The organism is Allorhizobium sp. nf9_anc (genome assembly GCF_056323085.1).
The window spans coordinates 2,583,939-2,610,488 of record NZ_CM150481.1 but is presented as its reverse complement, the minus strand read 5'-3'; the positions used below and the strand labels follow the sequence as shown (position 1 = coordinate 2,610,488).

Sequence of the window (26,550 nt, the reverse complement as noted above, 5' to 3'; positions counted from 1 at the left end):
CGTCCACAAAGCATGACACGCAGGGCTTTCCAGGCAAATACTGCTGCGATCCGCCGCCAATTCTGCATCCGTTGTGCCATGAAACTTTCATCCCGCTGTCACACAAGGGAAAGCCTTTGTTGACGATTGGTCCGCCACATTTCCGCCCATAAAAACAAATGCATACTGGAGTAGTGCGTATGGGTGCGGGGGTCGCGGAAGATTTGGGCGCGCTGCGGCGTTTTGCCAGTGACCAGCTCGTCACGCTGGCCAAACTCGTCGTCGAAAACGCCTTCCAGCCGATCGTCGAGGTCGGCACCGGCGCCGTTTTCGGCCATGAAAGCCTGATGCGCGGCCAGGACCGCATCGGCTTCGAAAGCCCGCTCGATCTGCTCGATCAGGCCGCCGCCACCGGCCAGCTTCTGCCGCTCGAGCAGATGGTCGCCACCCGGGCGCTCGCCAAATTTGCGACGCTTCCCGATTGCGCCGGCGCCACTCTCTTTCTCAATCTCGACGTCCGCCTGATCCCTGAAGGCAATGCGCTCGTCGATACGCTGCTCGACCAGCTGCGCAAGGCCCATGTGCCGCCGTCCTCCGTCTGCTTTGAACTGTCAGAGCGCTTCGACAATACCCGCGTTCCGGAATTCGCAGCCCTGGTCGAGCGCCTGCGCCGATCCGGCTTCAAGCTCGCGATCGATGATTTCGGCGTCGGCCATGGCGAGATGAAACTTCTCTGCGACTATCCTGTCGACTATGTGAAGATCGACCGCCATTTCATCGCCGGCCTCGACAGCAATCCGCGCAAGCGCCACCTCGTCAAGAACATCGTCAACTTCTGCCATGTGCTGGGTGTGCGTGTCATCGCCGAAGGCATCGAGACGGAGGGCGAGTTCCTCGCTTGCCGCGAATTCGGCGTCGATCTCGTCCAGGGCTGGTATATCGCCCGCCCCAGCACCATCGTGTCCGAACTGAAGAGCGCCTTTCCCCATCTCCAGGATGTCGGCAAGGCCCGCCGCGCCACCCAGTCGCTCGACGAGATCCTGATCCGCAAGCAGATCGAGACGCTGCCGACCGTCTTCGAACACGAAAACATCGACCACGTCTTCGATCTCTTCCGCCGCAATCCCGGCCAGTCCTTCTTCCCGGTGCTGAACGCCAACGGCGAACCGCGCGGCATCATCAACGAGCGGCATCTCAAGGAATACATCTACCAGCCCTTCGGCCGCGACCTGTTGAAGAACAAGCTCTACGAGCGCTCCATCTCGCATTTTGTCGACCGTGCCCCGATCGTCGGCCTCGACGCCGATGCCGAGCGGCTGATGACGATGTTTGCCAATATGGAGGGCTCGGACTGCGTCATCCTGACGGAAAACATGCGCTATGCCGGCGTCGTTTCCGCCGCTTCGCTGATCCGTATCATGAGTGAGAAGCAGCTGAAGACCGCGCAGGATCAGAACCCGCTGACGGGCCTGCCCGGCAACCGCGCCATCCGCGATTTCATGCGCTCTGCAGCGCTCGATGGCGATGGCTCCCGCTTCTTCTGCTACTGCGATTTCGACCACTTCAAGCCGTTCAACGACCATTACGGCTTCCACCAGGGCGACCACGCCATCTCGCTCTTTGCCGCTCTTCTCCGCCGCTATTTCTTCTCCGAAGGCGATTTCCTTGGCCATGTCGGTGGCGATGATTTCTTCATCGGCGTCAGCGACTGGACCCGCGAGGAACTGACCGAAATCCTCGACCGTCTCCTCTCGGATTTCCACGACGACGTCATCGACCTTTATTCCGAGGACGACCGTCAGGCGGGCCAGATCAAGGGCCTCGACCGTCAGGGCCTGGAACGCGATTTCCCCCTGATGCGCTGCTCGATCGGCGTGCTTGAACTCCCCGCCGGTCTCGTGATCGACGACGTCAACCGCATCAGCGGCGAGATCGCCGAATTGAAGAAGCAGGCGAAGGAGAACGAAGGCGGCCTCTCCTTCGGATTGATCGGCGCCTGAGCTCGAAACATCTCACCCTCGGCTAGCGAAACAGCTGCATCAATGTCTCGCTGTTGTTGTTGGCGATCGACAGGGACTGCGTAGCGATCTGCTGCTGGGTCTGCAGGGCTTTTAGCCTGGTCGAAACCTCGTTCATGTCTGCATCGACAAGGCGGCCGACGCCGCTGTCGATGCTGTCGGAGAGCCGCTCTGCAAACTCCGCCTGCATCTCGATCCGCGTCTGCAGTGCGCCCAGCCGGCTGGCGCTGCTGATCGCCAGCTTCTCCATGTGGTCGACTCCCCTCAGATACTGGTCGATGGTCCGGACGTTCTGGGTGATGTCGACCTCTGCCAGATCGAAATCAGGCGCATAGGGCGGGTTAGACTGAACATTGCCGACATAGACGCGTGCAGCGCGATTGCCGGCTTCCGGATAGACGGTCTGGTCGGCGGAGAAGGTGATCGTATCGCCGCTCGCAACCGCCATCAGATTGCTGCCGGTGGAGGCCTGGCTGATGACGGTGGCGAGATCTGCCGCGCTGCCGATATAGCCGTCGACCGTGCCGAGTGCCGCATCGACGACCCCTCGGTTGATCGTATAGGTCGTCACGGCCCCAGGGCCGACCTGCACATCGAAATAGACCTCCGCCAGGGGAGACACGGTAAACCCCGTGGTGAACGAGATCGACGCCTCGGGATACATGTTGTCGTGGTTCTGATCCGGGGCGTCCTCCAGACCCATCGCGAAGCCTCCGGCGAAACTGGAGCCAACGTTCGAGATGGTGATGCTGGATCCCGGATGACCGGAGGTTTCCAGCGATCCGATCTCGAAATGCGTCGTGGAACCAGTGCCGGAAAACAGGCTTTCGTAAGCCGTCGCCGGAACGCCGTTGTCGGTGAATGCCCGTTGCAGAACGGTACGCAACTGCGCGGTATTGGTCACGTTTCCGTCCGTGGTCCCGAGGGCTGCGTCCACAAGAGCCTTGTCGATCGTCAGCGTGTAATCAGTGCCCGTCGTATGGGTTCCGGAATCGACATTGATGTCGAAGGTAATGGTATCGCTAGCGCCAAAGGTCACGCCACCGGTGAACTTGTGACGCTCATGCCCTTGATGCGCAACGGAATTGACGCCGGTGCCGCGGAAGCCGCCGATATCGCCGACGCTGTGGATCTGTTTCTGCAGGATGCCGCCACCACCGCCTTCGTTCAGCATGCTGGAATGTTTCAAGTCGATATCCATGGTCTTGACCTGTACATTGCTGTTGGCGTCGCGGACGAAGGAAGACACCACGCTCGTCGTCATCGGCCCCTCTTCGAGAAGGGGCAGAGTGGATTTCGTCTTCAGCAGGTTTTCTCCGCTGAAACTCGCCGATTCCACGATGGATTCGGCTTGTGCGTTCAGCTGCGAAAGCTCTTCCTGGACCTTCGCCCGGTCGACGCCCTGCTCCTTGGCGGCGACCAGTTTCGCCTTGAATTCCCCGAGCACGTCGACGATCGCGGAGGTGCCGGCATAGGCCGTATCGAGCTTGGCGGCGCCGAGGCCAAGCGCATCGGAGACCGCGGAAATCGCCATGTTGTCAGAGCGCATCGTGGTCGAAATCGACCAATAGGCTGCATTGTCTGCCGCGACTGAGACCCGTAGTCCGGAGGCTGCCTGCTGCTGGGAGACCGTCAGGTCTGCGGCAACGCTCCGCAGTGTCTGGAGCGCGGCAATCGCGCCCAGATTCGTAAGAATACTGGTCATGAAAAAGACTCTCGGAAGGAGAAGAAGGGGACGCATCATGCGTCGATAAGTGACATCTGTTTAAGTGCGCGCATGGTTAACGAAACGTAACGCGGTCTATGCGAGGTTTCATGCTTTGGGCTTTGCAACCAAAAATGATCACCTTGCCAGCCGAGGCAATTCACCACATTTCTGCTGACGGTATCGTGCGTTAGCTATCATCCCAGTCAATTGGAGTTCCCCCCCCCCCCATGTCACTGCCCGCCACCATGCGCCATGTCGACCTGCCCACCCATGGCGGCCCGGAGGTCATGCGCCTCGTCGAGGGACCGCTGCCGGTTCCGCGCAGGGGCGAAGTGCTGGTGAAGGTGGAGGCATCAGGCGTCAACCGGCCGGATGTCGCCCAGCGCCAGGGCGCCTATCCGCCGCCGAAGGATGCAAGCCCGATCCTCGGCCTGGAGATCGCAGGCGAGATCGTCGCACTCGGGGAAGGCGTCACCGACTTTCAGATCGGCGACCACATCTGTGCGCTCGCAAACGGCGGCGGTTATGCCGAATACTGCACGGTGCCCGCCACCCAGGCCCTGCCATTCCCCAAGGGCTATGACGCCGTGAAGGCGGCCGCACTTCCGGAAACCTTCTTCACCGTCTGGGCCAATCTCTTCCAGATGGCGGGCCTCACCGAAGGCGAGACCGTGCTCATCCATGGCGGCTCCTCGGGCATCGGCACCACCGCCATCCAGCTCGCAAAGGCCTTCGGCGCCACCGTCTACACGACCGCCGGCTCAGCCGAAAAATGCGCCGCCTGCATGGATTTAGGCGCAGCAAGGGCCATCAACTACAAGCTCGAAGACTTCGTCGAGATCGTCAAGGAAGAGACACAAGGCAAGGGCGTCGATGTCGTTCTCGACATGATCGGGGCTGCCTATTTCGACCGCAACCTGCAGGTCCTCGCAAAGGACGGCTGTCTCTCGATCATCGCCTTCCTCGGCGGATCCATGGTGGAAAAGGCCAACCTCGCCCCGATCATGGTCAAGCGCCTCACCGTGACAGGCTCCACCATGCGCCCGCGCACCGCCGAAGAGAAGCGCGCCATCCGCGACGACCTGATGACAGAAGTCTGGCCCCGCCTGGAGCGCGGCGAACTGGCCCCGGTCATCCACACCGTGCTGCCGTTTGATCAGGTCGTTGAGGCGCACCGGCTGATGGAAAGCTCCACACATATCGGCAAGATCGTGCTGAAGCTGGGGTGAGGGGGCTACCTCGAAGAAAAGCAGCCCGCCTAGGATTCCAAACGACCCCGCCCAGCCTTCACGACACGCTGACCGGCTTCGACCTCAACTTGCTGGCCGTCCCCGGGTCGGCGCGGCGGCAGAGGCGGGGCGGTAGGCCCTTCATGATCAGTTCGGCATCGGCAACGGCCATGGAGCCGAGCGCATAGAAGGCGTCCCGCGTGCCGCCGGTCCTGTGGGCGGAGAGCAGAATGCCAGGCGCTTGGCGCACGGGATCGTCGGCGGCGACTGGTTCCTCCGGAAACACATCCGTCGCCACTTGGATATGGCCGGATTGGGCAGCCTCGATCATCGCCGGGAAGTCGACGACGGCGGCGCGGCTCATCAGCAGGAACGCTGCCCCAGGCCTCATCATCGCGAACTCGCGTTTGCCGATGAAGCCCTCGTTCTCGCTGGTGACGCTTGCAAAGACGAAGACCACCTGGCTTTCGCCGAGCACCTCGTCGAGCGTCGACGGTTCGCAATCCTGGCCTTTGATGATCTCACTTGGAAGCCAGGGATCGAAGACGCGGACCCTGTTCTTGAACGGGCGAATGAGGTCGCGAAACGCATGGCCGAGATCACCGAAGCCGATGATCCCGACCGAGGCGCCGGCAAAGCGGAAGGTCTTGGCATTGCCCTCCAGCCCATAGCGCTCGATACCCTGACGGAAGTCGCGATCCGCCGCAGTGATCCCCCGGGCAAGATCGAGCGCCATGGCAAGCGCTGCCTCCGCCACCGGCGAGGCAAAGGCGGAGGCCGGCGTGATCACCCAGATCCCGCGCTCGACGCAGGCCTGATAATCGATGTTCGGCAGGAAATTCGACTCGACATTGATGATCGCCTTCAGCCGCGGTGCCCGGTCCAGCCGCTCTCTCGGCATGTCGGTCTGGCCGAAGATCAGCACGGTGTTGGGAAGATACCGCTCGACGTCTTCGGCGGGCATCGCTCGGTCTTCCGATACGATCACCTCGCCGAGTGCCTCCAGCCGTGCCCTGACGGACGGCTCCATGATCAGATCAAGCGTCCTCGGCAGTGGATCGACCAGAATCATATCGCGGCGCATTGTTTCCTCCCTCGAGAATCTCGGCTTTATCGGAGCTTAGCTCGAAAAGCCTCTCGCTGGGCAGGCCTCCGCTATCTCACGCGACCAGGGAAAACTTGCCCAGGTCCAGGGTGGGTGGCAGTTCGCGGTCGATGCCGCCGCCATTTCGCTTCGCGCGGTAGGAGGCCTTGTCCGCCAATGCCATCATCTGCTCCAGCTCCGCAGAGCCGGATAGGGCCATCGTATAGCCGAGGCTGATGCCGATGGTGATCTCCTCAGCCACAAGAGGATAGGGCAGGGCGAGCACAGAGAGGATCCGCCGTGCCAGTATCTCGGCCTTGGCGGGATCGCGAACATCAGGCTGGAGAATGACGAACTCGTCGCCACCGATCCGAACCGCGATTGCAGGCGGCTCCAGGCTCTCTCGCAGCCGCTCGGCGATCCCCGCCAGCAGCGCATCTCCGACCGCGTGACCAAAGCGATCATTGATCTCCTTGAACCCATCAAGATCAAAGCAATGCACGCAGGTGAGGGCATCGTCCGCCCGGCCAAGGCTGGAATAGGCCTCGCGCAGCGCTGTCCGGTTGTAAAGCCCTGTTAGCGCATCGTGGCGTGCCTGATGCTCCATCTCCAGACGCAGGCGGATCTCCCGCGTGGTCGTGCGATAGACATGCAGCACGCTCTGCAGCGCAGCGAACAGGAAGATCGCAGACATCGCCGCCAGGATCCAGTGGACCGTATCGCCATAGAGCATGACCGAGACTGTCGTCGGCAGGGCTGCAATCAGGATGGTCGTCGCGGCGATAAACGGCCGGACCGATATCCTGACGGTCACCCCGGCGCAGTATCCAAAGGTCAGTGATGCGGCGAGGATGTGGACCGACAGGTCCCTGTATGAGAAGGCGATCGTGGCGATCGTCCCCACACAGGCCGCAATCAGGAAGATGAAAAAGCCCTGCACCTTCTCCCAGCGGGCGGCATCCGCAACCGTTGAGCGCTTCGTGGTCTCAGCGCGTCTGTGGGCGAGGGAAACGGCGATCTTGCCAAGCGATGCAATGGCTCCGCCGATCGTCGCAACCAGGATCGGCGTGCTGCCCAGGCTTTCATAGGCGAACAGCCCGACGGCAAGAATGGTGATCCCCATGATCGTCGTCGGGGTCAGCGTCGAGTGCAGCTCCGACACCAGCGTCGTGAACACATCGTCTGCCTCTCTGTAACGCACTCCAAACCCCTCAAGCACCGGTTTCGGACCCTTTGATGGGCCCATAGCTGCCAGCATAGTGAGGCGAGTGAGCTTAACATTCGGTCAGGCCGCGCACCAAAATCTGATACCCCGATGGGATAGCGGCTCCTTGCAAGGGGCCTGATTGCTCCGCATCCCCGTGACGGCGCTTGGCAAGCTGCGGTTCTCCGCGTTGAACGCGACGGCGTCTTCCCTGTCGTACTCAATGGGCTGCCGTGGGGCCGTGAGGGGGACCGCCCGATGTGGGGCTCACGGAGAGCGAGAGCGGACATCTGAGCATCCGGTGCCTCTGCCCGAGTTCGGCGCATTGCGGGGATTCTATTGTCAGCACGGCCCAAGCCGAACGAAGCTGACGGCGATCGCAAACCGGGCAATGGCTTTCAAGAAGAGCAGCGGCGTGTATCATCTACGCCACCGATGTGCTTGGAATCGCAAACGTGTAAGGAATAAACCGTGCTCTTAGCTCTGTTTGGGTTTCTCGTTGGGTTGGTCTTGTACGCCAAGCAGTTTAGGGACTCCCGTTCTTTTTCCGAGAGCATTTGGTTCACTTCAACGGTTATTCCCTCTTATCTAGTAGCTACGGCTTTGCAGTGGCTAAATCATGATGCTTGGGCAACTTATTCATCTGGCGCAGCGTCGGTGGGGATCAGTACGGTGGCTAGCTTCGCTCTTGCCAGTTTGCCACTCATGTTGTTCAGCGGCTCACACTCGGAGCCTTTTCCCCTACCCAAAGCGGATGGCCCTAAAATTCTTTTTGCACTTATCGTAATCAGTTTTCTAGTGGCGATGAGCGTATCGTTGATTGGCGACCGAGACTTTGCTTGCCCTAATCGGAAGTGCTCAAATTTTCTTCCGATTCTTTCTTACGATCATGTGTTCGCAAAGGACTTTATCGGACTTGTTCTGGCATCTGCATTCCTCCTCAGCATAATGTTGCGCATCAGGAATTTTTACTATTCTTGGAGGTCCCAGAGCAGGAAGAGTTCCTAGTGTCGGCCGGCCGTAGTGTCGCGCTCAACGTCTGCTCACTCATTTTATCCTCAGCCTTGTGACCTTGGGGCTAACCGTCCTTCGATCGAAGCGAATGTCCGCTATTTGCGCAAAGCGGTCCTCATTTCCCAGCCCGCTGCGTTCCGTGTTTCGCCGTCGCACGGGACCCCCGGCAACAAACCACCCCCCAAGCCTTCATTTCGCCCGCTTCTTAAGAGCTTGTTAAGACTTACATCCTGTCGGAGGTCTTCATGGCGCTTGGCGCTTCGCATCGTTTGCAGGACGGCGTCTTGGCCGTCGAAACCATGACCCGCTTTGCCCTTGCGGTTCTCGCTCTTGCCTCCGGTGTCTATACCTATCTCGGGGTCCGCAGCCTCCTGGATGGCTCGGCGACCGCGGTCTTCTTCGCCGCCATCATCTATGCGGCCTCGGTCTCGGTCGCGATCTATGCCTTCTGGTCCTACATGGCGCGCTTTTATCCGCATGTGACAGGCGCTGCCGGTCGCGGCGCGATGATCGGCGTCATGGCGCTTGGCTGCGCGATGATCATCGCCATGTCGAGCTGGCTGAATGCGGCAGCACTCGCGGGCTCTGCAGCGCTCGAACAGCATCTCGCCGAGACGGTTCAGGACTACACCGCCGACCTCGACCAGGCGCATCAAAACGCGCTGGCCGCCCAAAGCCTGTTGCCGGATATCCAGCGAACCTCGGAGCGATTTTCGCGGCTTGCCGAAGATGAGCGCCAGAACGGTGCGCTCACGGGAACGACGGGGGCCGGCAGTGTCGTCCAGCTTCTGACCCAGATGTCCGCGCAGCTGAACGAGCTGGAAACCGGCATCGTCGCCTCGCGTGAACGCGTCACAACCCTTTTCGACCAGGGCCGGACGCATCTGGCAACCATGCGCACGCTGGTCTCGGCGCCGGGCGCCGTCGCACCCCGCAGCGATGAATTCTCGGCGGAAGTCGTCGCCCTCTCAGGCGTCATCACTTCTCTGGAGCAGACCTCGATTGCCCCCTCCGTCAAGCGGGCGGCGGAAGACCTCTCGCTCGGCTTTATCGCCCCGGTGGCCGATGGACGGGCGGCCGATCTGGCCGACCGCCAGGACCAGGTCATGGAAACGATCCGCGCCTCGGTCTCGGCCCAGTCCCAAGTTTTGTCGCAGGCGGCGGACGACATTCTCGCCCGCGAACCGGTGGCCGAGCGCCGCTTCGTACCGCTGTCTTCAGCCGAAGCCGTGCTGCGCTATGCCGCCGACTTCATCCCCGCCTGGGCCGGCGCAATCTCCATTGACCTGCTTCCCGCCGTTCTCGTCTTCATTCTGGCCGTCGTCCATGGCGCCATCCGGCGGCAGGAAGAGCGCATGCCCTTCGCCCAGCGGATCACGGCGGCAGAACTGCTTGAGGCCCTTGAGGTGCAGCGTGCACTCAGCCGCCAGGGCATCGATGTGGAGCAGGCCTTGCAGGCCGCAGAAACCGACGATGAGCGAAGCCGGGCGGACTCCAACATCACCAGCCTCGACATGTCGGCGAAGGCCCCCAGAAAGGGTCCGCCGGCGTGAAACCCTCCTCGCTCTTCCAGCGCCTGAAGGCAGCCTTTCTCAGGGCCGATGACGGGCTCCTGATGCGCGGCGCATTCTTCGGCCTTCTGGCGGCGGCAGGCGCTTTCCTGTTCGTCGACCTGCGGGAAATGAGCCTCGCAAACGCCGCCCTGCCGGGCCATGATCCGATGACGACCGACGCGCCGGTGCTTCCACCGGCCCTGACGGACGGTGTGCCACAGGCGCCGCCGGTCGAGCCGGAAACCTCGCGCGAGATCCTGCGCCAGCCGATGCGCTTCGAGCTGCTGCCCGGTGGCCTGCTCAAGGCGGAAGGCGCAATCGATCTCGGTTCTGCCGACCGCTTCGCCGAAGAGATTGGCGCACGCGGAGAATATGTGAAGGCAGTCTTGCTGAATTCGCCGGGCGGCTCCGTCGAAGATGCGCTCGCCATGTCCCGGCTGATCCGGGAAAAGGGTCTGGATACGAGAGTGGCGACCAAGGCGCTCTGCGCCTCATCCTGCCCGTTGATTTTTGCCGGCGGCGTCGCGCGCGAGGCAGAGGAGAATGCCATCCTCGGCGTCCACCAGGTCTTCAATGCAGGCGAGGAACGCCCATCGCCGGAACAGGCGATGTCGGAAGCGCAGCGCACCACCGCCCGCATCGCCCGGCATCTCGACGAGATGGGCATCGGCGACGGTCTCTGGATCCACGCGCTCGAAACCCCCCCGGACCGGCTCTATTACCTGACGCCGCAGGAGATGGTGGAGTTCAAGCTGATCACCGCACCAGTCACCACGGCAAAGCAGGCGGATTAGGCTTGAGCGTCGTGGCTCATTTGGTGGCCCCGGGGAGCGAGCGCACCGTCAGCTTGTTGCCATCAGGGTCACGCATATAGGCGACGAACGAGCCGTCCGGCCGCTCCGACGGCGGGGTTTCGATCGAGGTGCCCCCATGTGCGACGCCTTCGGAATGCCAGGCGCGCACATGATCCGCACTCGCGGCCAGAATGCCGATCGTCCCGCCATTCGCCGAAGTCGCCGGCTTGCCGTCGATCGGCGCCGTGACCATCAGGCGGCTGCCGTTGTGCAGATAAATCAGCCTGCCCCGCGCGTCCGTATCGCCGGGCTTTCCGCCCAAGGCCGCGAAGGTGGCGTCATAGAAGCGTTTCGAGCGCTGCAGGTCGTTGCTGCCGATCATGATGTGGGTGAACATGCCTATCTCCAGAATTGCGGGTATTCAAAAATGGTTCGGTCCGCTGAGAACAGCCGCGCACCACTAAGTGTTCCGGACGCTCGGCTCCCTCTGAACACCGGTGGTTTCGCTTTGCCGGCAATGCGTCGAGATGGAGGGCTCCCTCAGATCCCCGAGCCATCCAGTTCCTTCTCGTCCTCGCCCTCCCAGGCCGGCGGGCGGGCCATCGCTTCCATATTGACACCGGGCAGCGGCATCCAGCATTTCAGCTCCGGCTCCGCATAGGCGATGATCAGTCCCGGCGTCGAATCCGACGACCGCCAGCCATCGGCGCCGAAGCGGTCGCCCTTGGACCAGTAGACGAGATCGACGGCGCCCGGTCCCTGTTCGGACGCGCGGATGGTCACCAGAATGCGGCTGCCGTCCCTCGGCGCGCTCAGCATGTTCCGCCAGCGGATCGGTTCTTCCATGATGTACTCCTCCCATTGCAGAGAGGAGTGTCACCGCCGGAGCGGGGGCGGTCAATATGGAATGCTTGAGGCCAAGCGGATCTGCACGAGGGGATGTCGCGAGAATAACTCAAAGGATTTGCGTCCAGATCCCACGTGGCAATTCGTTGCATATCGTTGAAGGCCTCGCAAAACGGTCACCATCATTGCTTGTGCAATCCTATTTTCTACGGGCGATTAAATGTTGAATGCCCCGATAACGTGTGCATACGTGTGATCACAATGTGAAGTTATCGGGGCACTTATGGCATACTCATCAACGACAATCGCGCGCGCTATTGGTCAGATTAACAGAAGCTTCTTTCTTCCGGCAATTCAGCGGCCATATGTTTGGCATCCAGAGCAGATCGTTGCTCTTTTCGATTCCCTGATGAAGGGGTACCCGATCAGTTCTTTTCTATTTTGGGCCCTAGAACCTTCGCGCCGCGAAGATTGGGATATCTATAAATTCATGGAAAACTTCAGACAGGGGGATGTTCACAATGAAATGGCGGAAACCAGCGGTCGCGACATTACCCTGATCTTGGATGGCCAGCAGCGGTTAACTTCGTTGGTCATCGGCTTGCAAGGCAGTTATACGGCAAGGCCGAAATATGCGCGGAAGGACAATCGCGGTAAATGGTTGCGACAAAAGCTGTACATTGACCTACTTCGGAGCCCGAATATTGAAGCTGCAGATGATTCTGATGATGTCGAGGTTGGTGTCACATACGGCTTTAAGTTCTCGCCCGATATCCCGCCGCAAACACGCGGTCAGTTGTGGTTGAGAGTGGGTCGCATCCTCGATTGTACCAGTGACGATCAATTTTATAGCCTTCGCAATGAATTGCTTGACTCGCTACCGGAAACTGCGACCCGAGGCGAAATGCGCATCCTCCAGGATAATCTGGATCGGCTATATCGCATGGTCTGGAAAGACGAAGTCATCTCGTACTACACGGAAACTGATCAATCATACGACCGCGTTCTAGACATCTTCATTCGTGCGAATGATGGCGGTACAAAACTCAGCAAGTCCGATCTCTTGCTTTCAATGATCACGTCCAAGTGGGAGGGTGTCAGTGCGCGTGAAGAGATATACAATTTTGTAAATAGAATAAATACTGGGCTGCCTGGAAGAAATAGCATCGACAAAGATCTTATCATGAAGGCATGCCTTGTGCTTAGTGATCTAGATCACGTGTACAAAGTAGGGAATTTTACCGTCCGCAATCTGGAAATCATCGAGCAGAAATGGCCGGGAATCAAGAGAAGTCTTGAATCGACATTTGTTCTGATTAACAGATTTGGAATTGATCAAGATACGTTGACGTCTGGTAATGCGGTCCTGCCGATTGCATACTACTTGTTCAAAACGGATCAGGATGACCTAGCGTCTTCGACGCCAGAAAACGCAAGAAACGCGCGTCTAATTCAGCGATGGCTTCTTGGCGCTTTGCTTAACGGTGTGTTTGGAGGGACTTCCGACAACACAATTGGTCAAGCGAGGCTGATAATAAAGGAGAAGCTTCGTGAAAGTAAAGAATTTCCATTTAGTGCGCTAGTGGACGGTCTGGCTCTGCGAGGGCGCCTGACCGAGTTTGATGAAAACAATATCGATACATTTTTAGAGACGACATATGGCAAGCGCACATGCTTTTTGGCGCTTTCGATGTTGTACGACACCACAACCTGGGGTCTTACAAATTATCATATCGACCACATAATTCCGAGATCATTAGCGGATCGAAAAGCGCTCATGCAGGCTAACGTTCCTGAATTGATAATTGCGAACATTCAGGCGGCGGTAAACCGAATTGGGAATTTGCAGCTTCTTCGAGGTCAGGAAAACCTTGAAAAAAACAACCAGCCATTCGATCAATGGATCAGGACTCGAGACTTGGGTTTCCGGGCGCGGCATTTAATTCCCGAGAACGAGACGCTCTACCAAGCTACCCAATTACCCAAATTTGTGAAGGAACGTGAAAAGCTCATCGTCCGGCACCTCCAGCGTACCATTTTCAGTGCCTTGGGTGATGAGGCGTGAGCTAGCTGCTGAAGCAGCCGGCAGTTGTGCATCATCTCGCGCAGGCAAAATTCCATCCGGAGGACTGTAAAACATCAGCTTCAAAGTCAGCGCGCGAATTGTGAACGAAACCTGCCGCAACGCAACACAATTATCCCAACAAATCGTCACACAACGTGCCTTGTCGAATCCCCTCGACCACCCTACCTTCTGATTATCGGCAACGTAACGAAAGGAAGGTGATCCAATGTCTAATGAGATTTCGGTCTGCGTGTGTGACTTTGGTAAGGGTGTGGTTTTGACGGGGCAGCCCTCGGCCTGATCCAGCCTTCCTTCGGACGGTTTCCCCGTCCGGGTCCAGACAAAGGACTAAACTCATGGGAGCCACCCTCGCGGGTGGCTCTTTTGATTCATGGGGTTTGTTTCGAGGGCAGGGCGCTCAAAGCCCGATGGTGCCGAAGCCCGGCACCTTGATGCCAGGCCTTGCGAAATCCACGCCGGCCACCAGCCCGAGGAAATTCACCTCCAGCCCGCTGCGTACGCCCACGGACAGCCCGGCAAAACCGCCGAGGCTCAAATGCAGGTCACGCCCATCCTTGTCGAGATGGTAGAAGGCTCCACCCGCCAGATAGTCGCGGCCGACGGCATCAGCCGGCAGCACGGCGCCGAGTTCCGGCACCTCGCGCAGCACATGCGCGACGAAGGTGTTCGAGTTCGGCCCCGGATAGATCCGGTAGCCGCCCGGCTGACCATACTGGTAGCCGGCAATCGCCGCTTCCACCATCGGGATCAGCCGCTTGGCGTCTTCACCCTTCACCTCCGCCACCAGTCGCGGCGGGTTGGAATACCAGAAGGCATCGGGTGCCCTATGGTTGCGGCGGATCGGCGAGCCCCAGCCCACCTTGTCATAGCGCTGATAAGCGCCGTTCTCGTCCTTGGTGACGATCCAGGCATGGCTGGCGATCGCGCCCTTCAGGCCACCGGTCATTGCCGAGAAGATGTAGATCGCCGCTTCCGGGCTCTCTTCCGCCGAGGGCAGCAGGCCCGACGAGCCCCATTTGGCCGAACTCCAGCCGTCCGGATGCTCCCGTGTAGCCCACAGCCCGGCAGACACCAGGGTCGGAAGCACGAAGACCAGCAGGATGACGGAGACGATGCGCAGCAGAAATTTCAATCCGGACCTCGAACGCGATGGCGATGCATGCTTTAACAAGTCTCCGAGAATATTGGCATTTTGAGGCAGAGCATGGAAAATCCGATCACGGTTGAAGTCACGCGCGGTCAACTCGTCGAGAGCCGCCATCGGGGTCTGGCGATCGTGGTGGATGCCGAGGGTAAAACCGTCTTTTCCGCCGGTGATGTCGATGCCGGCGTTTTCCCGCGCTCCGCGTGCAAGGCCATGCAGGCCTTGCCGCTCGTCGAAAGCGGCGCTGCTGACGCCTATGGCTTCGGCAATCGCGAACTCGCACTCGCCTGCGCCTCCCATTCCGGCGAGCCGGAACATGTCGCAACGGCTGCCGCCATGCTGAAGGCTGCCGGTCGCGACGAGAGCGTGCTCGAATGCGGCGCCCACTGGTCGTCGCACCAGTCCGTGCTCATCGACCAGGCCCGCACACTCGACAAGCCGACGGCCCTTCACAACAATTGCTCCGGCAAACATTCCGGCTTCATCTGCACCTGCTGCCACACCGGGGAAGATCCGCGCGGCTATGCCGGCTTCGATCATCCGCTGCAGCAGGCGATCCGCGCCATCATGGGGGACCTGACCGGCGCTGTCCTCTCGCGCGACAATTGCGGTACCGATGGCTGCTCGATCCCGACCTATGCCGTGCCGCTGTCGGGCCTTGCCCGCGGCTTCGGCAAGCTTGCAACGGGCAAGGGGCTCGAGCCGATCCGCGCCGCTGCCGCCCGCAGGCTGATCAATGCCTGCATGGCCGAACCCTTCTATGTCGCCGGCACCAAGCGTTTCTGCACGAAGCTGATGGAAGTCGCACCCGGCAAGATCTTCGCCAAGACCGGCGCCGAGGGTGTCTTCTGCGCGCTCCTGCCGGACAAGGGCCTGTCCCTCGCCGTCAAGGCCGAGGATGGTGCGACCCGTGCCGCAGAAGCCATGATCGCGGCCCTTCTTGCCCGCCATTTCGAGGAGGGCAGCGCAGAAAAATCCGCCCTGCTTGCACTGTCCCGCCATGGCATGACCAACTGGAACGGATTGCATGTCGGCACCATCAGGGTGACGGACGTGCTCTTGTCCTGATCGCGCACCGTTGCCCTCCCCATCGGTTGAAGGGGACAAGCCTCTGCCTCAAGGGAGGTTTAACCCTTGGCGGATAGACTGCCGCCTCGACCCATCGCGCGCAACCGACGAGCCCGATCACCATGGATGCTTCGACCAGAGGCCGACAAAGGCCCCAAGGCGAAACCGCTCTCCGTTCTTCCATCGGGCGCATCGCGTTCGAGGGCCGCATGCTCGAACTGGAATGCCGCGAAAGCCCTGGCGAACTGGCTGATCTCGAGGAAACCTGGCGGGACCTGGGAAGGCGCTGTCCCGAACCCTTCACCTATTTCCAGAGCGCCGACTGGTGCCTGAACTGGGCCAGAACCTTCCTTTCAGATGCGTCAAATTCCGGCGCGGGCCCGAAGGTCTATGTCCTCTGGGATGGTGCCGAATGCCTGATGATCTGGCCGCTGATGACGCGCCGGGTAAGCCCCGCCATCAGTGTTCTGGTGCCGCTGACGGCACCGATGAACCAGTATGCCACCCTTCTCTATGATCCCGCCCGCTTCGATCCGACCCTCGGCCGCATGGTCTTCGACGAGATCCGGAATGGCGGCGGGCCAGACGCGGTCTGCCTGGATCATGTGCCGCAATCCGCGCTCTTGGCGCAGATGTTGGAAGGCGAGGGATATGCGCCAGATCTGATGCAGCAGTCCTCGATCCTCGACCTGTCCGGCATCGCCGACTGGGAGAGCTACCACCGCGCACTGCCCAAGAAGCAGCGCCTGCAGCGCAACAGCCGCCGCAACAAGCTGGAAAAGCTGGGTGCGCTCGATTATCGGATCTGGTCGCCGGGCAGTGATGGTTTTGCCGAAAACATCGACCGCTGCATCGCCATGAAGCAGGACTGGCTGAAAGGCACCGGCCGCCTGGGTCGCGATCTCTTCGACCCGCGCTTTGCCGCCTTCCTGCGAGACTTGGGCGCGGTAGAGGCCGCGGATCAGGGGCGCGTCTATCTGCATGCCCTGACGCTCGACGGTGTCCCGATCGCCATGGAACTCGGCATGCGCTTCCATGAGGACTACTACTGCTTCCTCGGCGCCATCGACCTTGCCTATCAGAAATACTCGCCCGGCAAGGTGCAGATGGAAAACGCCCAGCGCTGGGCCATTGAGACCGGCATCCGCCGCTTCGATTTCCTCAATGATCCCTCCACCTACAAGTCGAGCTGGACCAACACCACCGAGCCGCTCACCGCCTGCTACATTCCGCTGACCAGTCTCGGCCAGCTCTATTGCCGCCACTGGAAGGCGGGCCTGCGTCCGCGGCTTCGCGCGTTTTATCAGGGCATTGGTCCGGCCTGGAGAACGAGGGTGCGGGGTATTGCCGATGCACTTCAGCGCCTCGCCGGCCGCAGCGGCGGCACGGTGAGCCTCGTGCTGTGCTGCATGCCATGATTGGCAAGCTGCGGCGCAAGGCCCTTGATCTCCTCAGCGATCCCGGCCTGCGCGGTGCTCTCGTCAGTATATCCGTCCGTATTGCCGCAGCCTTTGTCGGCCTTGGACTGCAGATCCTGCTCGCCCGCCTGATGGCGCTCGAGGACTACGGCATCTATGTCATCCTCTGGACCTGGGTCAGCGTCGTCGGCCAGATCGGCGTGCTCGGCTTTTACGATTCCGCTGCCCGCTTCATTCCCCGCTATGGCAGGCGCGAGAGCCATGACCATCTCGCCGGCTATCTCGCGACCGGCTTTCGCGCCGTCATCACAGGCTCCGGCCTGCTCGCGGCAGCAGCGCTCGTCTTCCTCTTCGTTCTGCCGGGTCTTGTTGATCCGGCCTTCCTCCTGCCGCTCGGGGTTCTGGCCCTCGGCTTTCCCATTCTCTCGCTCGAAACCTATCTGACCGGTATCGCCCGCGGCTTCGGCTGGTATGCGCTCTCCACCGTCCCCGGTTACATCCTGCGCCCGGCGCTGATCATGCTCGGCGTCGGCCTGGCAAGCGCGGCAGGTTTTCCCCTCGATGCGGTCACGGTTCTCGCCATCGTCGTCTTCGCCTCCATCATCGTCCTGCTCGTCCAGGCACTTCTCCTGCGCGCCCGCCTGCCGAAACGAGCGCGCCCGACCACCAACCGCGAGCGCCGCCGCTTCTGGCTTCTGGCCTCTGTCCTGATGATGCCGGCAATGACGGCGGAAGAGCTCTTCGTCTGGATCGACGTGCTCATCCTCGCTTTCCTCGTCGCCCCCGAACAGGCCTCGCTCTATTTTGCCGCCCAGCGTTCGCTCTCGCTTGCAGCCTTCGTGCAATATGGCTTCATGCTTGTCGCCGCCCGCGGCTTTTCGCTGTCGCTCGCTTCCGCCGACAGGGCAGGGCTGCAGGCTCGCATCACCCGCTCCACCAATGCCACCTTCTGGCTGACGATCCCCTCCGTCGCCCTCACGCTGGTCGCCGGCTATCCCTTGCTCCACCTCTTCGGTCCGGCCTTCGTCGCCGCCTATCCCTGCCTTGTCCTGCTCGGCCTTGCCTATGTCATCCGCGGCGCAACCGGCCAGGCGGCAGAGCTCCTGGTGGTCCAGGGCCGCTATCGCCTGAGCCTCCTGATCGTCTCCATCTCGGTCACCACCTGCATTCTGCTGATGCTCCTCCTCGTGCCGCTCTGGGGCATCAACGGTGCAGCCGCCGCCATGGTGCTCGTGCAACTGCTGCGTCTTGCGGTCGTTACCTTCCTGGTCCATCGCCAGACCGGTTATTGGGTACTGGTCCGGCCGTTCACGCGGGTCACAGACGCGGGCTGACGGTCAGGTGAGGATCAGCGCAGCACCGGCCGCCCTGTAGCCGTCAAGCACTTCAGGGGCCGTCTCCGAGGCCACGATCAGTCCCGTCAGCTCGGAGACAGATGCGATGCCAAACGGCGAGACACTGTCGAGCTTGTCCAGCGTCACCGGGCAATAGGTGACTAGGCTCCGCTCCAGGATCCGCCGCTTGGTCGCAGCCTCCTCGAAGTCACCCGTCGTCAGGCCTTCCATGGGATGAACAGCCGTCGCACCAAGAAAGAAGACATCCGGCCGCAACCTTTCGATCGCCGCAATCGCCGTCGGGCCAACAGCCACCATCGAATGCTTGTAGATCCGCCCACCGATCAGGATGACCTCCACAGCGTCATGGGATTCCAGTTCGGCGGCGATCGTCGGCGCATGGGTGACGACGGTGAGCTCCATATCCCGGGGGATCTGCCGCACGATTTCCGACGTCGTTGTGCCGCCGTCGAAGAACACCACCTGCCGGGGCGCGATCAGCCGCACCGCTGCCGCCGCCAGCCGCCGCTTTTCCTCGGTTGCAAGCCCGCGCCGCACGGAAAGCTCGGGCAGGGGCGCCGCAACCGGCAGCGCGCCCCCGTGCACGCGCTTCAGCAAACCCGCCGAAGCCATGTCGCGCATGTCCCGCCGGATCGTGTCCTCCGACACGTTCCATAGCCGCGCAAGCTCGCCCGCCACCGCCCGCCCGTCGCGCTTCAGCACATCAAGGATCTGCCGGCGTCTCTGTTCTGTCAGCATGTTTCTGCCCGAATGTTCAAGTTAATGCATGATAATAACGAAATGGATTCGACAATCCAGAAGAATCGTGCGGATATGGGCACGTTGCCGCATGAGGCGGGGCACATCTAAGGAGAATGACATGCTGATTTTGATTGCCGGTCCCTATCGTTCGGGCACCGGAGACGACCCTGAAAAAATGGCCGCGAACCTGAAAGTCCTGGAAGCGCCTTCGCACGCCCTGTTCAAGGCAGGCCATGTGCCGATGATCGGTGAATGGGTGGCGCTGCCGATCTGGCACGCGGCCGGCGGCAAGACGGTCGGCGACGATCTCTACGAGCAAATCTTCCACCCGGTCGCCGGTCGGTTGCTGCAACTCTGCGAAGGCGTCCTGCGCCTGCCCGGCGCCTCCAAGGGCGCCGACAACGATGTCCGCATCGCCACCGAACGCTGCATCCCGGTCTGGTACAGCCTCAAGGACGTCCCCGGCTGCGGCTGAGGGGCGGGGGGCAGTGGCAGGGGCTAACGCGGGCAATGCTTGAAAAACCCAACTTCATGGGTTAATGTTTGGCATGGTCACCGTACTTCGCAAGCATGGCATGCGCTTCGTGATCTACACAGCAGATCACGAGCCACCGCATATCCACGTCTATGGCGATGGCGAAGCCCGGATAGACATCGTGACATTGAGGGTCATGACGCAAGGCGGCCTTTCGGATCGGGACGTTCGCAAGGCCGTCGAGGAGATCAAGACACAGCAAGTGCTCTTTCTGGAAACGTGGAGGCAGTATCATGGTTGAGGTCACCGACGCAGAATTGCGGAGCGCCAAGGCCCGCTGGGCAGAGGAGCGGGCAGGGCGACCGATTCCGGTTGGTGTACGCTTCGATCGCGAAACCGAGCGAATCGTCGTCGATTTCGCCAATGGCGCGACATTCCTAGTCCCAGCCCGAGCTCTCGAAGGCCTCGAACATGCCACTTCCGATGAACTTGCTGAAGTTGAATTGCTGGGCGAAACGGGCCTGCATTGGGAAACGCTCGATGCCGATTATACCATCCAGGGCCTGATGGCCGGCATCTTCGGGTCCCGCGCCTTTCTTGAGGCCCAGCGCCGGGGTGGACAGTCACGCTCCCCGGCCAAGGTCGCCGCCAGTCGCGCCAATGGCGCCAAAGGCGGACGACCGAGGAAAACTGTCGGCTAAGTGGTCAGGGAGCTCCCGCCCCCTCACTCCACCTCTGCCAGCCGCTTTTCCCACATCGCCTTGAAGCCCGGGCGGGCCTGCACATGGGCGAGCCAGGCCGCCGTCTTTGGATGGGCGTCGAACAGCGGCTGATAGGCCTGCGCATAACGCACGATCTCGGCCAGGTTGATGTCGGCCACGGTGAAGCGGCCGCCGACGGCATAGTCGTTGGCGGCAAAGTGCTTTTCCAGCACGCCGAAGGGACGGGCGAGAATGCGGGTGACGGCCTTGGCTTCCAGAGCGCCGGCCTCGGTGCCAAGCCGCCCCTCATTGTTGGCCATCGAGATCTTCAGCGCTTCCGTTTCGATCGAGGTCGCGGCAAACAGCGACCATTGCAGCATCTGCGCCTCTTCGGTGAGATCACGCGGCCCGATCGGCCCGCCATGCTTGCGCGCCACATAAAGCGTCTGGGCGAGCGACTCGTTCAAGACCAGCCCGTCATCCTCGATCGTCGGAATGCTGCCCATCGGGTTGATCTTGAGGAATTCGTCCGACCGCGTGTTGAGCCTTGCGTCCGGCGCCATCGGGTCCTTGAGCTTGTAGGCCTGCAGCACCGGTACGAGCTCGAAGGGAACGCCAAGCTCCTCCAGCAGCCAGAGAATGCGTGTCGCGCGCGATTTGTAGACGCCGTAGATCTTCAGCATATGGAACTCCCGTGATTGTTGCCGCGGAGGCTATCCCGCGTCAGGTCTCCGGGAAAGACGGTTGCGCTGATGGGACCGATGAAATTTGCTGATCGCCGGCGGAATTGACAGCACAGGTCTGCCGCGCTTATCTCTGAGCTTCCAGGGTCTGCAGTCCACCCAGGCGTCACCGCCCCGATAAGGGGAGCTAAACCTGCTTTTCTCTTGTCGATGTCGGCTCGTTTTCCCGTGCCCCGTCGGAAGTCGGTGACCACCGGCCATGTTGGCTGCTTGAGGCAGCCGGGCACGACCAGGAGACATACGATGTCGAGGATGACCCATGCCTATGCCGCGCCCGATCTGTCGGCGCTGGCCAAAAACCTGAAGCGCGAACTCGAAGCCCGGGCGGAGCTGCCCGGCCATGTCGAGCTTTTGAACATGCTGACCCGCGCGGTCGGCTTCCGCAACTACCAGCATTTCAAGGCAAGCCGCGCCGCCGAAGAGCGCCTCGCCAACCCGCCCGTGGTCGAAGCAGAGCCCGCCGTCGATTTCCGCCGCGTCGAGCTCACCGCCCGCTGCTTTGCCGGCACGGATCGTCTCGTCCGCTGGCCGGGCAAGCTCAACCAGCAGCAACTGGCGCTCTGGGTGCTCTGGTCCTTCCTGCCGGAAGGGGAGGAGATGCCGGAAAAGACCGTGAACGCGGTTCTGATGCGGCATAACGGCTTCGGCGATCATGTCCTCATCCGCCGCGAACTGGTAAATATGGGGCTGCTCACCCGCACCCCCGATTGCCGTGTCTATCGCCGCATGGAGAAGCGGCCACCGCCCGAAGCGCGCGCGCTGATCCGTCTGGTCACGAGCGCACGGACTGCCGTCTGATCAAGGGTTAGGGGAAAATGCGAAGGGAGCGCGGCGGTATTCAGCTGCCGCACTTCAGCTCGCCTTGTCGAGTGCCAGGTGCTGGCGCTCGCGCAGGATCCTCATCCAGTCTGCGTGGTAATTGCTGACTTCCAGCATCTCGCGCACGCTGTCGCGATCTATAGGACGGGCGAAGAAATAGCCCTGGCCGGCCTTGCAGTCGAGCGACACCAGTTGCTCTGCCTGTGCTTCCTCCTCGATGCCCTCAGCCACGACCCAGATCCCGAGACCCCTGGCGATATCGAGCAGGCCCTTGGTGATCACGCTGCCGCTGCCGGCATCCGCCAGACGCCGCACGAAGCACTTGTCGATCTTGATGATGTCGACGGGGACGGTCAGAAGATGCGTGAGCGAGGCAAAGCCGGTGCCGAAATCGTCGAGCGCCACCTTGATTCCGGCTTCGCGCAGCGCGTGGATCTCGTCGGCAATCACGTTGTCCTTCTGGGCGAGATAGACGGATTCCGTCACCTCGGCCACAACCGTACCTGGGGCAAGCCCAACCCGCTCGAAGGCGTCGACAATCCGGCGCGTCAACCCGCCCCGGTGAAAATCGGCCGCACTCAGATTGAGCCCAACCCGCGAAAACAGCAGTCCTTCGCGCTTCCAGTCGCTGGCCGCCGAGGCAATGCGTTCCAGCATGCGCTCGGTGATCTCGATCGCCACATGGGCGTCTTTCATCGCTTCGTGAAAATGCGCAGCCTCGATCAGGCGGCCGTCGGGCATCCGCATCCGGCAGAGGGATTCGAAGCCCATGATCCGCCCGCTGGCGAGCTCGATGATCGGCTGGTAATGCGCGTCGATCCGGTCGTTGCGCAGGGCCTGGTCGACTTCTTGGACCGAGCGGAAACGCTTGACGATCGAGGAGCCGAGACCCGGTTGATATTCGAGATAGCGACCGCGCGCCCGTTCCTTGGCGTGGTAGAGGGCGTAGTCGGCGTTCTGGCGCACCTGCTGCGGGCTTCGCTCCAGCCCGGCCCGGGCGCCGCCCAGCGTCGCTGCGGGATAGATGAGGTGCCCCGCACAATCGGCAGGCTCCTTGATCCGGTGGATCAGCTTTTCGGCAAGTGCCGCCGGTTCTGATGTCGCAAGACAGGGCACGATCACGGCAAATTCGTCACCGCCCAGGCGGAAGGCCATGCCCGGCGTGCATTCCTGCTTCATGCGCTCGGCGACAATCCGGATCAGATCGTCTCCGGCCCCATGGCCGAACGTGTCATTGACCATCTTCAGATTGTCGAGATCGACCAGCATCAGGGCCCAATCGGCATCCCGCCGCGAGACATCGGCAATCACCTCGTTGAACCGGCTGCGGTTCGGCAGGCCGGTCAGGCCATCGGTATCGGCCATCCGCCGGCGCTCTGCCATGCGCTGGTCGCGTTCCATGGCAATGGCGCAGAGATGCACGCAGGCATTGACGATCTGCCGTTCGGGGTCAGATGGCCCACGAATGTTGCGATAATAGAAGGCGAAGGTGCCGAGCACTTTTCCCGAGCCGATGATCGGCGTCGACCAGCAGGCCTTCAGCCCCAGCGGCAAAGCAAGCTGCTTGTAGGGCTGCCAGTATTCATGGGTATCGATGTTCTCGACGAGAACAGGTTCCCCGTGAAAGGCAGCCGTCCCACAGGAGCCGACACCATGGCCGATCGCGACGCCGTCGATTGCGGATGTGTATTCGAGCGGAAGGGAAGGGCCGGCGAGGTGGCGCAGGCGCTGCTCCTCGTCGAGCAGCAGGACGGAGCAGACGATATCGTCCGTCATGGTCTCCACTTCGCGACAGAGATAATCGACGGTCTCCGCCAGCGACTGTCCAGTCGCAATCTTCTCCAGGATGGTGTTCTGCAAGGGTAGAAGCATGGGACCCGCGATAGTTTGGTTATCGCAGAGTAGATCAGAACGGCCTTAAACAGAAATTACGACAATTCGGAAGGTCTCATGTTGGTTTCCGAATTCTTAACACTCGCAGTCCGGACCTCTACGGTCCGCCGCCACCCGCCCGATTGCCAGAAAGCGTGAGATGCGCAAAGCCGGTCTCCCCATCGGCGATCGGCCCACCGACGCGGTCGTTCCAGCGATATCCGACGACTGCGCCATCCGCTGCGCCGTCGACGATATTGTTGCGGATCACGGTCTCGCCGACACCTTCCACCACGCTGATCCGCATGCCTTCCGGGCTGCCGCGCAGGATGTTGTCGCTGACGATGACATTGCGCAGATAAGGCCCCCAGCCGATCGCGAGCGCTGCCGTCTCCGCCCCATCCACCAGATTGCCGGTCACCAGCGTGTCGGCTTCGACCGAGATGCCGAAGCCGAACCCGCTGACGGTCGGCTCGTAAGGCCCCTTGTCGACGATGCCGCGCACGATATTGCCGCTCACCGTCGAGAGCCGTCCGCCATGGTCGAAATTGGCGACCGAGATGCCGATGGCCGCCCCATCAATGACATTGCCCTCGATCAGCGCGCCCTCGAATTCGAACTCCGCATAGATCGCCGTCTCGCCCGAGCGGAAGGCCTGGTTGCCGCTGATCGTGATGTTGGAGGCGGAATTTGCCCGGATTGCCGAGAAGGCGCAGTCGGAGACATGGTTGCCGGAGACGAGCACATTGTCGGCGCGGAAGACATTGATGCCATTGCCATATTGCCCGGTGCCGCCATGGGTGGCTGCGATCCGCGCCACCCGGTTGCCCGAGATGACACTGCCGTCCTCGCCCTTCGTCCAGCGATGCACCAGGATCCCACCATTGCCGCAGTCGAAGACCTCATTGTCGCGGATGGTGAAGGCGCGGCCCTCGATCGCCCAGATCCCGGCCTCGGCAGCACCGGAGATGCGCGAGCCCTCGACCCGCCCGCCGGAGCGCGCGAGATAGATCCCGCATTTGCGGCTGCCAACGATCTCGCAGGCGTCGATCGAGACCTCGTCAACGCTCCGGAATGCAAGAAGTCCCTCGGTGTAGTCGGCCAGCCAGCGATTGGCGCCATCGAAGGTGATGCCGGAAAGGCTGACACGCCGGATGTCCTGGGCCGCGATCAGATGCCCGTCGCCCCGATAGACGAGCCGCGTCAGGCCCGGCACGCCGGTCAGACGGCTGCCGTCGCGCAGCTCCAGATTGGCGACCTCATAGGTCCCGGCCGGCAGGAAGACCGGCTGGCCCACGGCGGCTGCCCGATCGATCAGCTCCTGAAGCTTGCGGCTTTGGTCGTCCTCCGTCCCCGGCAGAATGCCGGCTTCGGCCGCATCGAACCCGCCACGCAACTCCGCCATGGCAAGCGTCTGGGCGCGCGGCGTGCGCAGACCCATGGGCAGCCCCGCAGTGGCGAGCAGCCCGCCCAGTCCGGCAATCACCGAGCGTCGAGAAATCATCTTGTCGTTCCTGGCAGAATCCGATGCGCGACCTTGGCCGAAGCGGACTGGACCGGCAACAACAGGCTTAAAACAGTGTTAACGGCGGACATGAGCCACTTCGCCTTTGGTCTAAGCCTCAGGCGCCAAGGACTTGAGCCAGATCAAGGAAAACCCCGGCAGGCCGCCTATGGTGATCCTCGAAAGACATGAACACGAAGGAGACTGATCATGCTTCGTCTGACCGCAGTCCTCTACATCCTCGTCGCCAGCGCCGTGGCGGGTGCGGCGGTGGTCGCGGTCTTGTCGCTCGACATGCGCGAGGGCTGGCAGATCGCAGCGGCCTTCGCAGCCGGTCTGGTGATCTCCATTCCGATCGCCGCCGTACTGGGCAAGAAGATCTACAACGCGCTTCAGGGGCCGAAGCCCGTCTGAACCATTCCCTTCGGCGTGGGACGCAAGCCCTTCCTGTCCTGGCGGAGCGGGAAGGGTGGTGAAGAACCAGTCCCATGACGACCGACCGGCATTTTCTCGGGGGAGGGAGTGCCGGTCGGGTCGATTCCTGCCGACAGCCGTCGCGCGCTAGCGATTTTCATCCTGTTCGAACCGGTCGAACTGCGCCTCGAGCCCTTCGGTAAACCGCATATAGAGCCGCCCGAAGGTCGCCACGTCCTCGGCCGACCATCCGGCGGTCGCCTCCGTGATCGTCTCGCGCTTGATCGCCTCGATCTCGTCCAGCACCTTCCGGCCTGCAGCCGTCACCCTGACCAGGCTGCGGCGACCGTCCTCCTGCGAGGCGGCGCGCTCCAGCAGGCCCTGCTTCACGAGATCCGCCACGATCCGGCTGCCGCGCGAGGGGTCGATCCGCAGCTGCTCGGCGATCGTGCCCACCGTCACCTCCTGCTGGCTGCCGATCCGCTTGATAACGCCGATCGCGTCGATGTCGGAGAGTTCAAGCCCCGTCTCCATGCGTTTCAGCGCCATCCGCCCGATGAAGCGGCGGCCGATCAACAGCCGCATGCGCGTCATCGCCTGGCCGATGTCAGAGAGCGGCGAGCCGCTGGCGGCCGATCCGTCCAAGGTTTCGGGGGCGTGGTCGGAAGCCACGGGCGTGAGATGTGAAGCAGAGGTCATGAGCGAAGCATAGCAGAGCCTCTCGGCCGGGAAAAGCAAAATGCATGCTGTCAGCAAATATGTGCTATTGACATATAATTGC

General features: G+C 61.5%; 24 protein-coding genes. 13 read left to right on the top strand and 11 right to left on the bottom strand.

Features of this window, described 5'->3' with window-relative positions:
• Positions 1-179 precede the first annotated feature (179 nt).
• The gene (locus AC02Y0_RS12760) at positions 180-1,979 is read left to right on the top strand and encodes a bifunctional diguanylate cyclase/phosphodiesterase (RefSeq protein WP_476379279.1); all 1,800 of its coding nucleotides are present in this window, start codon (positions 180-182) and stop codon (positions 1,977-1,979) included.
• A gap of 22 nt (positions 1,980-2,001) precedes the next feature.
• Here the strand turns inward: AC02Y0_RS12760 and AC02Y0_RS12755 are convergent, their stop codons facing one another.
• Positions 2,002-3,702 (bottom strand): flagellin N-terminal helical domain-containing protein, encoded by a 1,701-nt coding sequence (locus AC02Y0_RS12755; RefSeq protein WP_476379278.1) that lies wholly within the window; start codon positions 3,700-3,702, stop codon positions 2,002-2,004.
• Positions 3,703-3,932: 230 nt separating this feature from the next.
• Here AC02Y0_RS12755 and AC02Y0_RS12750 point away from each other — a divergent pair, with 230 nt between their 5' ends.
• The gene (locus tag AC02Y0_RS12750) at positions 3,933-4,934 is read left to right on the top strand and encodes an NAD(P)H-quinone oxidoreductase (RefSeq protein WP_476379277.1); all 1,002 of its coding nucleotides are present in this window, start codon (positions 3,933-3,935) and stop codon (positions 4,932-4,934) included.
• 58 nt (positions 4,935-4,992) lie between these two features.
• On the opposite strand, the gene AC02Y0_RS12745 is transcribed toward AC02Y0_RS12750, so the two are convergent.
• Positions 4,993-6,018: a hydroxyacid dehydrogenase gene (locus AC02Y0_RS12745; protein WP_476379276.1), complete on the bottom strand. Its 1,026-nt coding sequence runs from the start codon at positions 6,016-6,018 to the stop codon at positions 4,993-4,995.
• Positions 6,019-6,094: 76 nt separating this feature from the next.
• Positions 6,095-7,219 (bottom strand): diguanylate cyclase domain-containing protein, encoded by a 1,125-nt coding sequence (locus AC02Y0_RS12740; RefSeq protein WP_476379275.1) that lies wholly within the window; start codon positions 7,217-7,219, stop codon positions 6,095-6,097.
• Between the two features lie 1,262 nt (positions 7,220-8,481).
• Here AC02Y0_RS12740 and AC02Y0_RS12735 point away from each other — a divergent pair.
• Both AC02Y0_RS12735 and AC02Y0_RS12730 read left to right on the top strand, forming a co-directional pair.
• Entirely contained in the window at positions 8,482-9,789 is a 1,308-nt protein-coding gene (locus AC02Y0_RS12735; protein ID WP_476379274.1) for a hypothetical protein, read from the top strand.
• 62 nt (positions 9,790-9,851) lie between these two features.
• Positions 9,852-10,583: a COG3904 family protein gene (locus AC02Y0_RS12730; RefSeq protein ID WP_102021743.1), complete on the top strand. Its 732-nt coding sequence runs from the start codon at positions 9,852-9,854 to the stop codon at positions 10,581-10,583.
• Between the two features lie 16 nt (positions 10,584-10,599).
• Here the strand turns inward: AC02Y0_RS12730 and AC02Y0_RS12725 are convergent, their stop codons facing one another.
• Positions 10,600-10,980, bottom strand: coding sequence for a VOC family protein (locus tag AC02Y0_RS12725; RefSeq protein ID WP_476379273.1), 381 nt, complete (start codon positions 10,978-10,980; stop codon positions 10,600-10,602).
• Between the two features lie 143 nt (positions 10,981-11,123).
• Positions 11,124-11,429, bottom strand: coding sequence for a hypothetical protein (locus AC02Y0_RS12720; protein ID WP_102021673.1), 306 nt, complete (start codon positions 11,427-11,429; stop codon positions 11,124-11,126).
• 283 nt (positions 11,430-11,712) lie between these two features.
• Between AC02Y0_RS12720 and AC02Y0_RS12715 the strand changes: the two genes are divergently transcribed.
• On the top strand, positions 11,713-13,494 hold the full coding sequence (locus AC02Y0_RS12715; RefSeq protein ID WP_476379272.1) for a DUF262 domain-containing protein: 1,782 nt from the start codon (positions 11,713-11,715) through the stop codon (positions 13,492-13,494).
• Positions 13,495-13,912: 418 nt separating this feature from the next.
• Here the strand turns inward: AC02Y0_RS12715 and AC02Y0_RS12710 are convergent, their stop codons facing one another.
• A complete protein-coding gene (locus AC02Y0_RS12710) occupies positions 13,913-14,647 on the bottom strand; it encodes a DUF3750 domain-containing protein (protein ID WP_476379271.1) in 735 nt (244 codons plus the stop codon).
• A 72-nt stretch (positions 14,648-14,719) separates the two neighbouring features.
• Between AC02Y0_RS12710 and AC02Y0_RS12705 the strand changes: the two genes are divergently transcribed.
• The 3 genes from AC02Y0_RS12705 (at position 14,720) to AC02Y0_RS12695 (ending at position 18,479) form a co-directional block, all read left to right on the top strand.
• Entirely contained in the window at positions 14,720-15,727 is a 1,008-nt protein-coding gene (locus AC02Y0_RS12705) for an asparaginase (protein ID WP_476379270.1), read from the top strand.
• A gap of 209 nt (positions 15,728-15,936) precedes the next feature.
• Positions 15,937-17,145, top strand: a complete 1,209-nt coding sequence (locus AC02Y0_RS12700) for a GNAT family N-acetyltransferase (protein ID WP_476379269.1) — start codon at positions 15,937-15,939, stop codon at positions 17,143-17,145.
• Complete coding sequence (locus AC02Y0_RS12695; protein WP_476379268.1) at positions 17,130-18,479, top strand: oligosaccharide flippase family protein; 1,350 nt, start codon at positions 17,130-17,132, stop codon at positions 18,477-18,479. The genes AC02Y0_RS12700 and AC02Y0_RS12695 overlap by 16 nt, the downstream gene beginning before the upstream one ends.
• Positions 18,480-18,482: 3 nt before the next feature.
• Here AC02Y0_RS12695 and AC02Y0_RS12690 read toward each other — a convergent pair whose 3' ends face one another.
• Positions 18,483-19,238, bottom strand: a complete 756-nt coding sequence (locus AC02Y0_RS12690; RefSeq protein WP_476379267.1) for a DeoR/GlpR family DNA-binding transcription regulator — start codon at positions 19,236-19,238, stop codon at positions 18,483-18,485.
• Between the two features lie 121 nt (positions 19,239-19,359).
• Here AC02Y0_RS12690 and AC02Y0_RS12685 point away from each other — a divergent pair, with 121 nt between their 5' ends.
• The 3 genes from AC02Y0_RS12685 to AC02Y0_RS12675 all read left to right on the top strand — a co-directional run bounded on the left by AC02Y0_RS12685 (position 19,360) and on the right by AC02Y0_RS12675 (position 20,417).
• A complete protein-coding gene (locus AC02Y0_RS12685; RefSeq protein WP_476379266.1) occupies positions 19,360-19,716 on the top strand; it encodes a DUF4406 domain-containing protein in 357 nt (118 codons plus the stop codon).
• Positions 19,717-19,789: 73 nt separating this feature from the next.
• On the top strand, positions 19,790-20,017 hold the full coding sequence (locus AC02Y0_RS12680; protein WP_476379265.1) for a DUF4160 domain-containing protein: 228 nt from the start codon (positions 19,790-19,792) through the stop codon (positions 20,015-20,017).
• The gene (locus tag AC02Y0_RS12675; protein ID WP_476379264.1) at positions 20,010-20,417 is read left to right on the top strand and encodes a DUF2442 domain-containing protein; all 408 of its coding nucleotides are present in this window, start codon (positions 20,010-20,012) and stop codon (positions 20,415-20,417) included. The genes AC02Y0_RS12680 and AC02Y0_RS12675 overlap by 8 nt, the downstream gene beginning before the upstream one ends.
• Before the next feature lie 23 nt (positions 20,418-20,440).
• On the opposite strand, the gene AC02Y0_RS12670 is transcribed toward AC02Y0_RS12675, so the two are convergent.
• Complete coding sequence (locus tag AC02Y0_RS12670) at positions 20,441-21,100, bottom strand: glutathione S-transferase family protein (protein ID WP_476379263.1); 660 nt, start codon at positions 21,098-21,100, stop codon at positions 20,441-20,443.
• A 303-nt stretch (positions 21,101-21,403) separates the two neighbouring features.
• Here AC02Y0_RS12670 and AC02Y0_RS12665 point away from each other — a divergent pair, with 303 nt between their 5' ends.
• The gene (locus tag AC02Y0_RS12665) at positions 21,404-21,958 is read left to right on the top strand and encodes a DUF2087 domain-containing protein (protein ID WP_476379262.1); all 555 of its coding nucleotides are present in this window, start codon (positions 21,404-21,406) and stop codon (positions 21,956-21,958) included.
• Between the two features lie 54 nt (positions 21,959-22,012).
• On the opposite strand, the gene AC02Y0_RS12660 is transcribed toward AC02Y0_RS12665, so the two are convergent.
• Positions 22,013-23,851 (bottom strand): bifunctional diguanylate cyclase/phosphodiesterase, encoded by a 1,839-nt coding sequence (locus AC02Y0_RS12660; protein WP_476379261.1) that lies wholly within the window; start codon positions 23,849-23,851, stop codon positions 22,013-22,015.
• A gap of 118 nt (positions 23,852-23,969) precedes the next feature.
• Entirely contained in the window at positions 23,970-25,355 is a 1,386-nt protein-coding gene (locus tag AC02Y0_RS12655) for a TIGR03808 family TAT-translocated repetitive protein (RefSeq protein WP_476379260.1), read from the bottom strand.
• A gap of 210 nt (positions 25,356-25,565) precedes the next feature.
• Between AC02Y0_RS12655 and AC02Y0_RS12650 the strand changes: the two genes are divergently transcribed.
• Positions 25,566-25,769, top strand: coding sequence for a hypothetical protein (locus AC02Y0_RS12650; RefSeq protein WP_102021659.1), 204 nt, complete (start codon positions 25,566-25,568; stop codon positions 25,767-25,769).
• Positions 25,770-25,916: 147 nt separating this feature from the next.
• Here AC02Y0_RS12650 and AC02Y0_RS12645 read toward each other — a convergent pair whose 3' ends face one another.
• A complete protein-coding gene (locus AC02Y0_RS12645) occupies positions 25,917-26,468 on the bottom strand; it encodes a MarR family winged helix-turn-helix transcriptional regulator (RefSeq protein WP_476379259.1) in 552 nt (183 codons plus the stop codon).
• Positions 26,469-26,550: the final 82 nt, after the last annotated feature.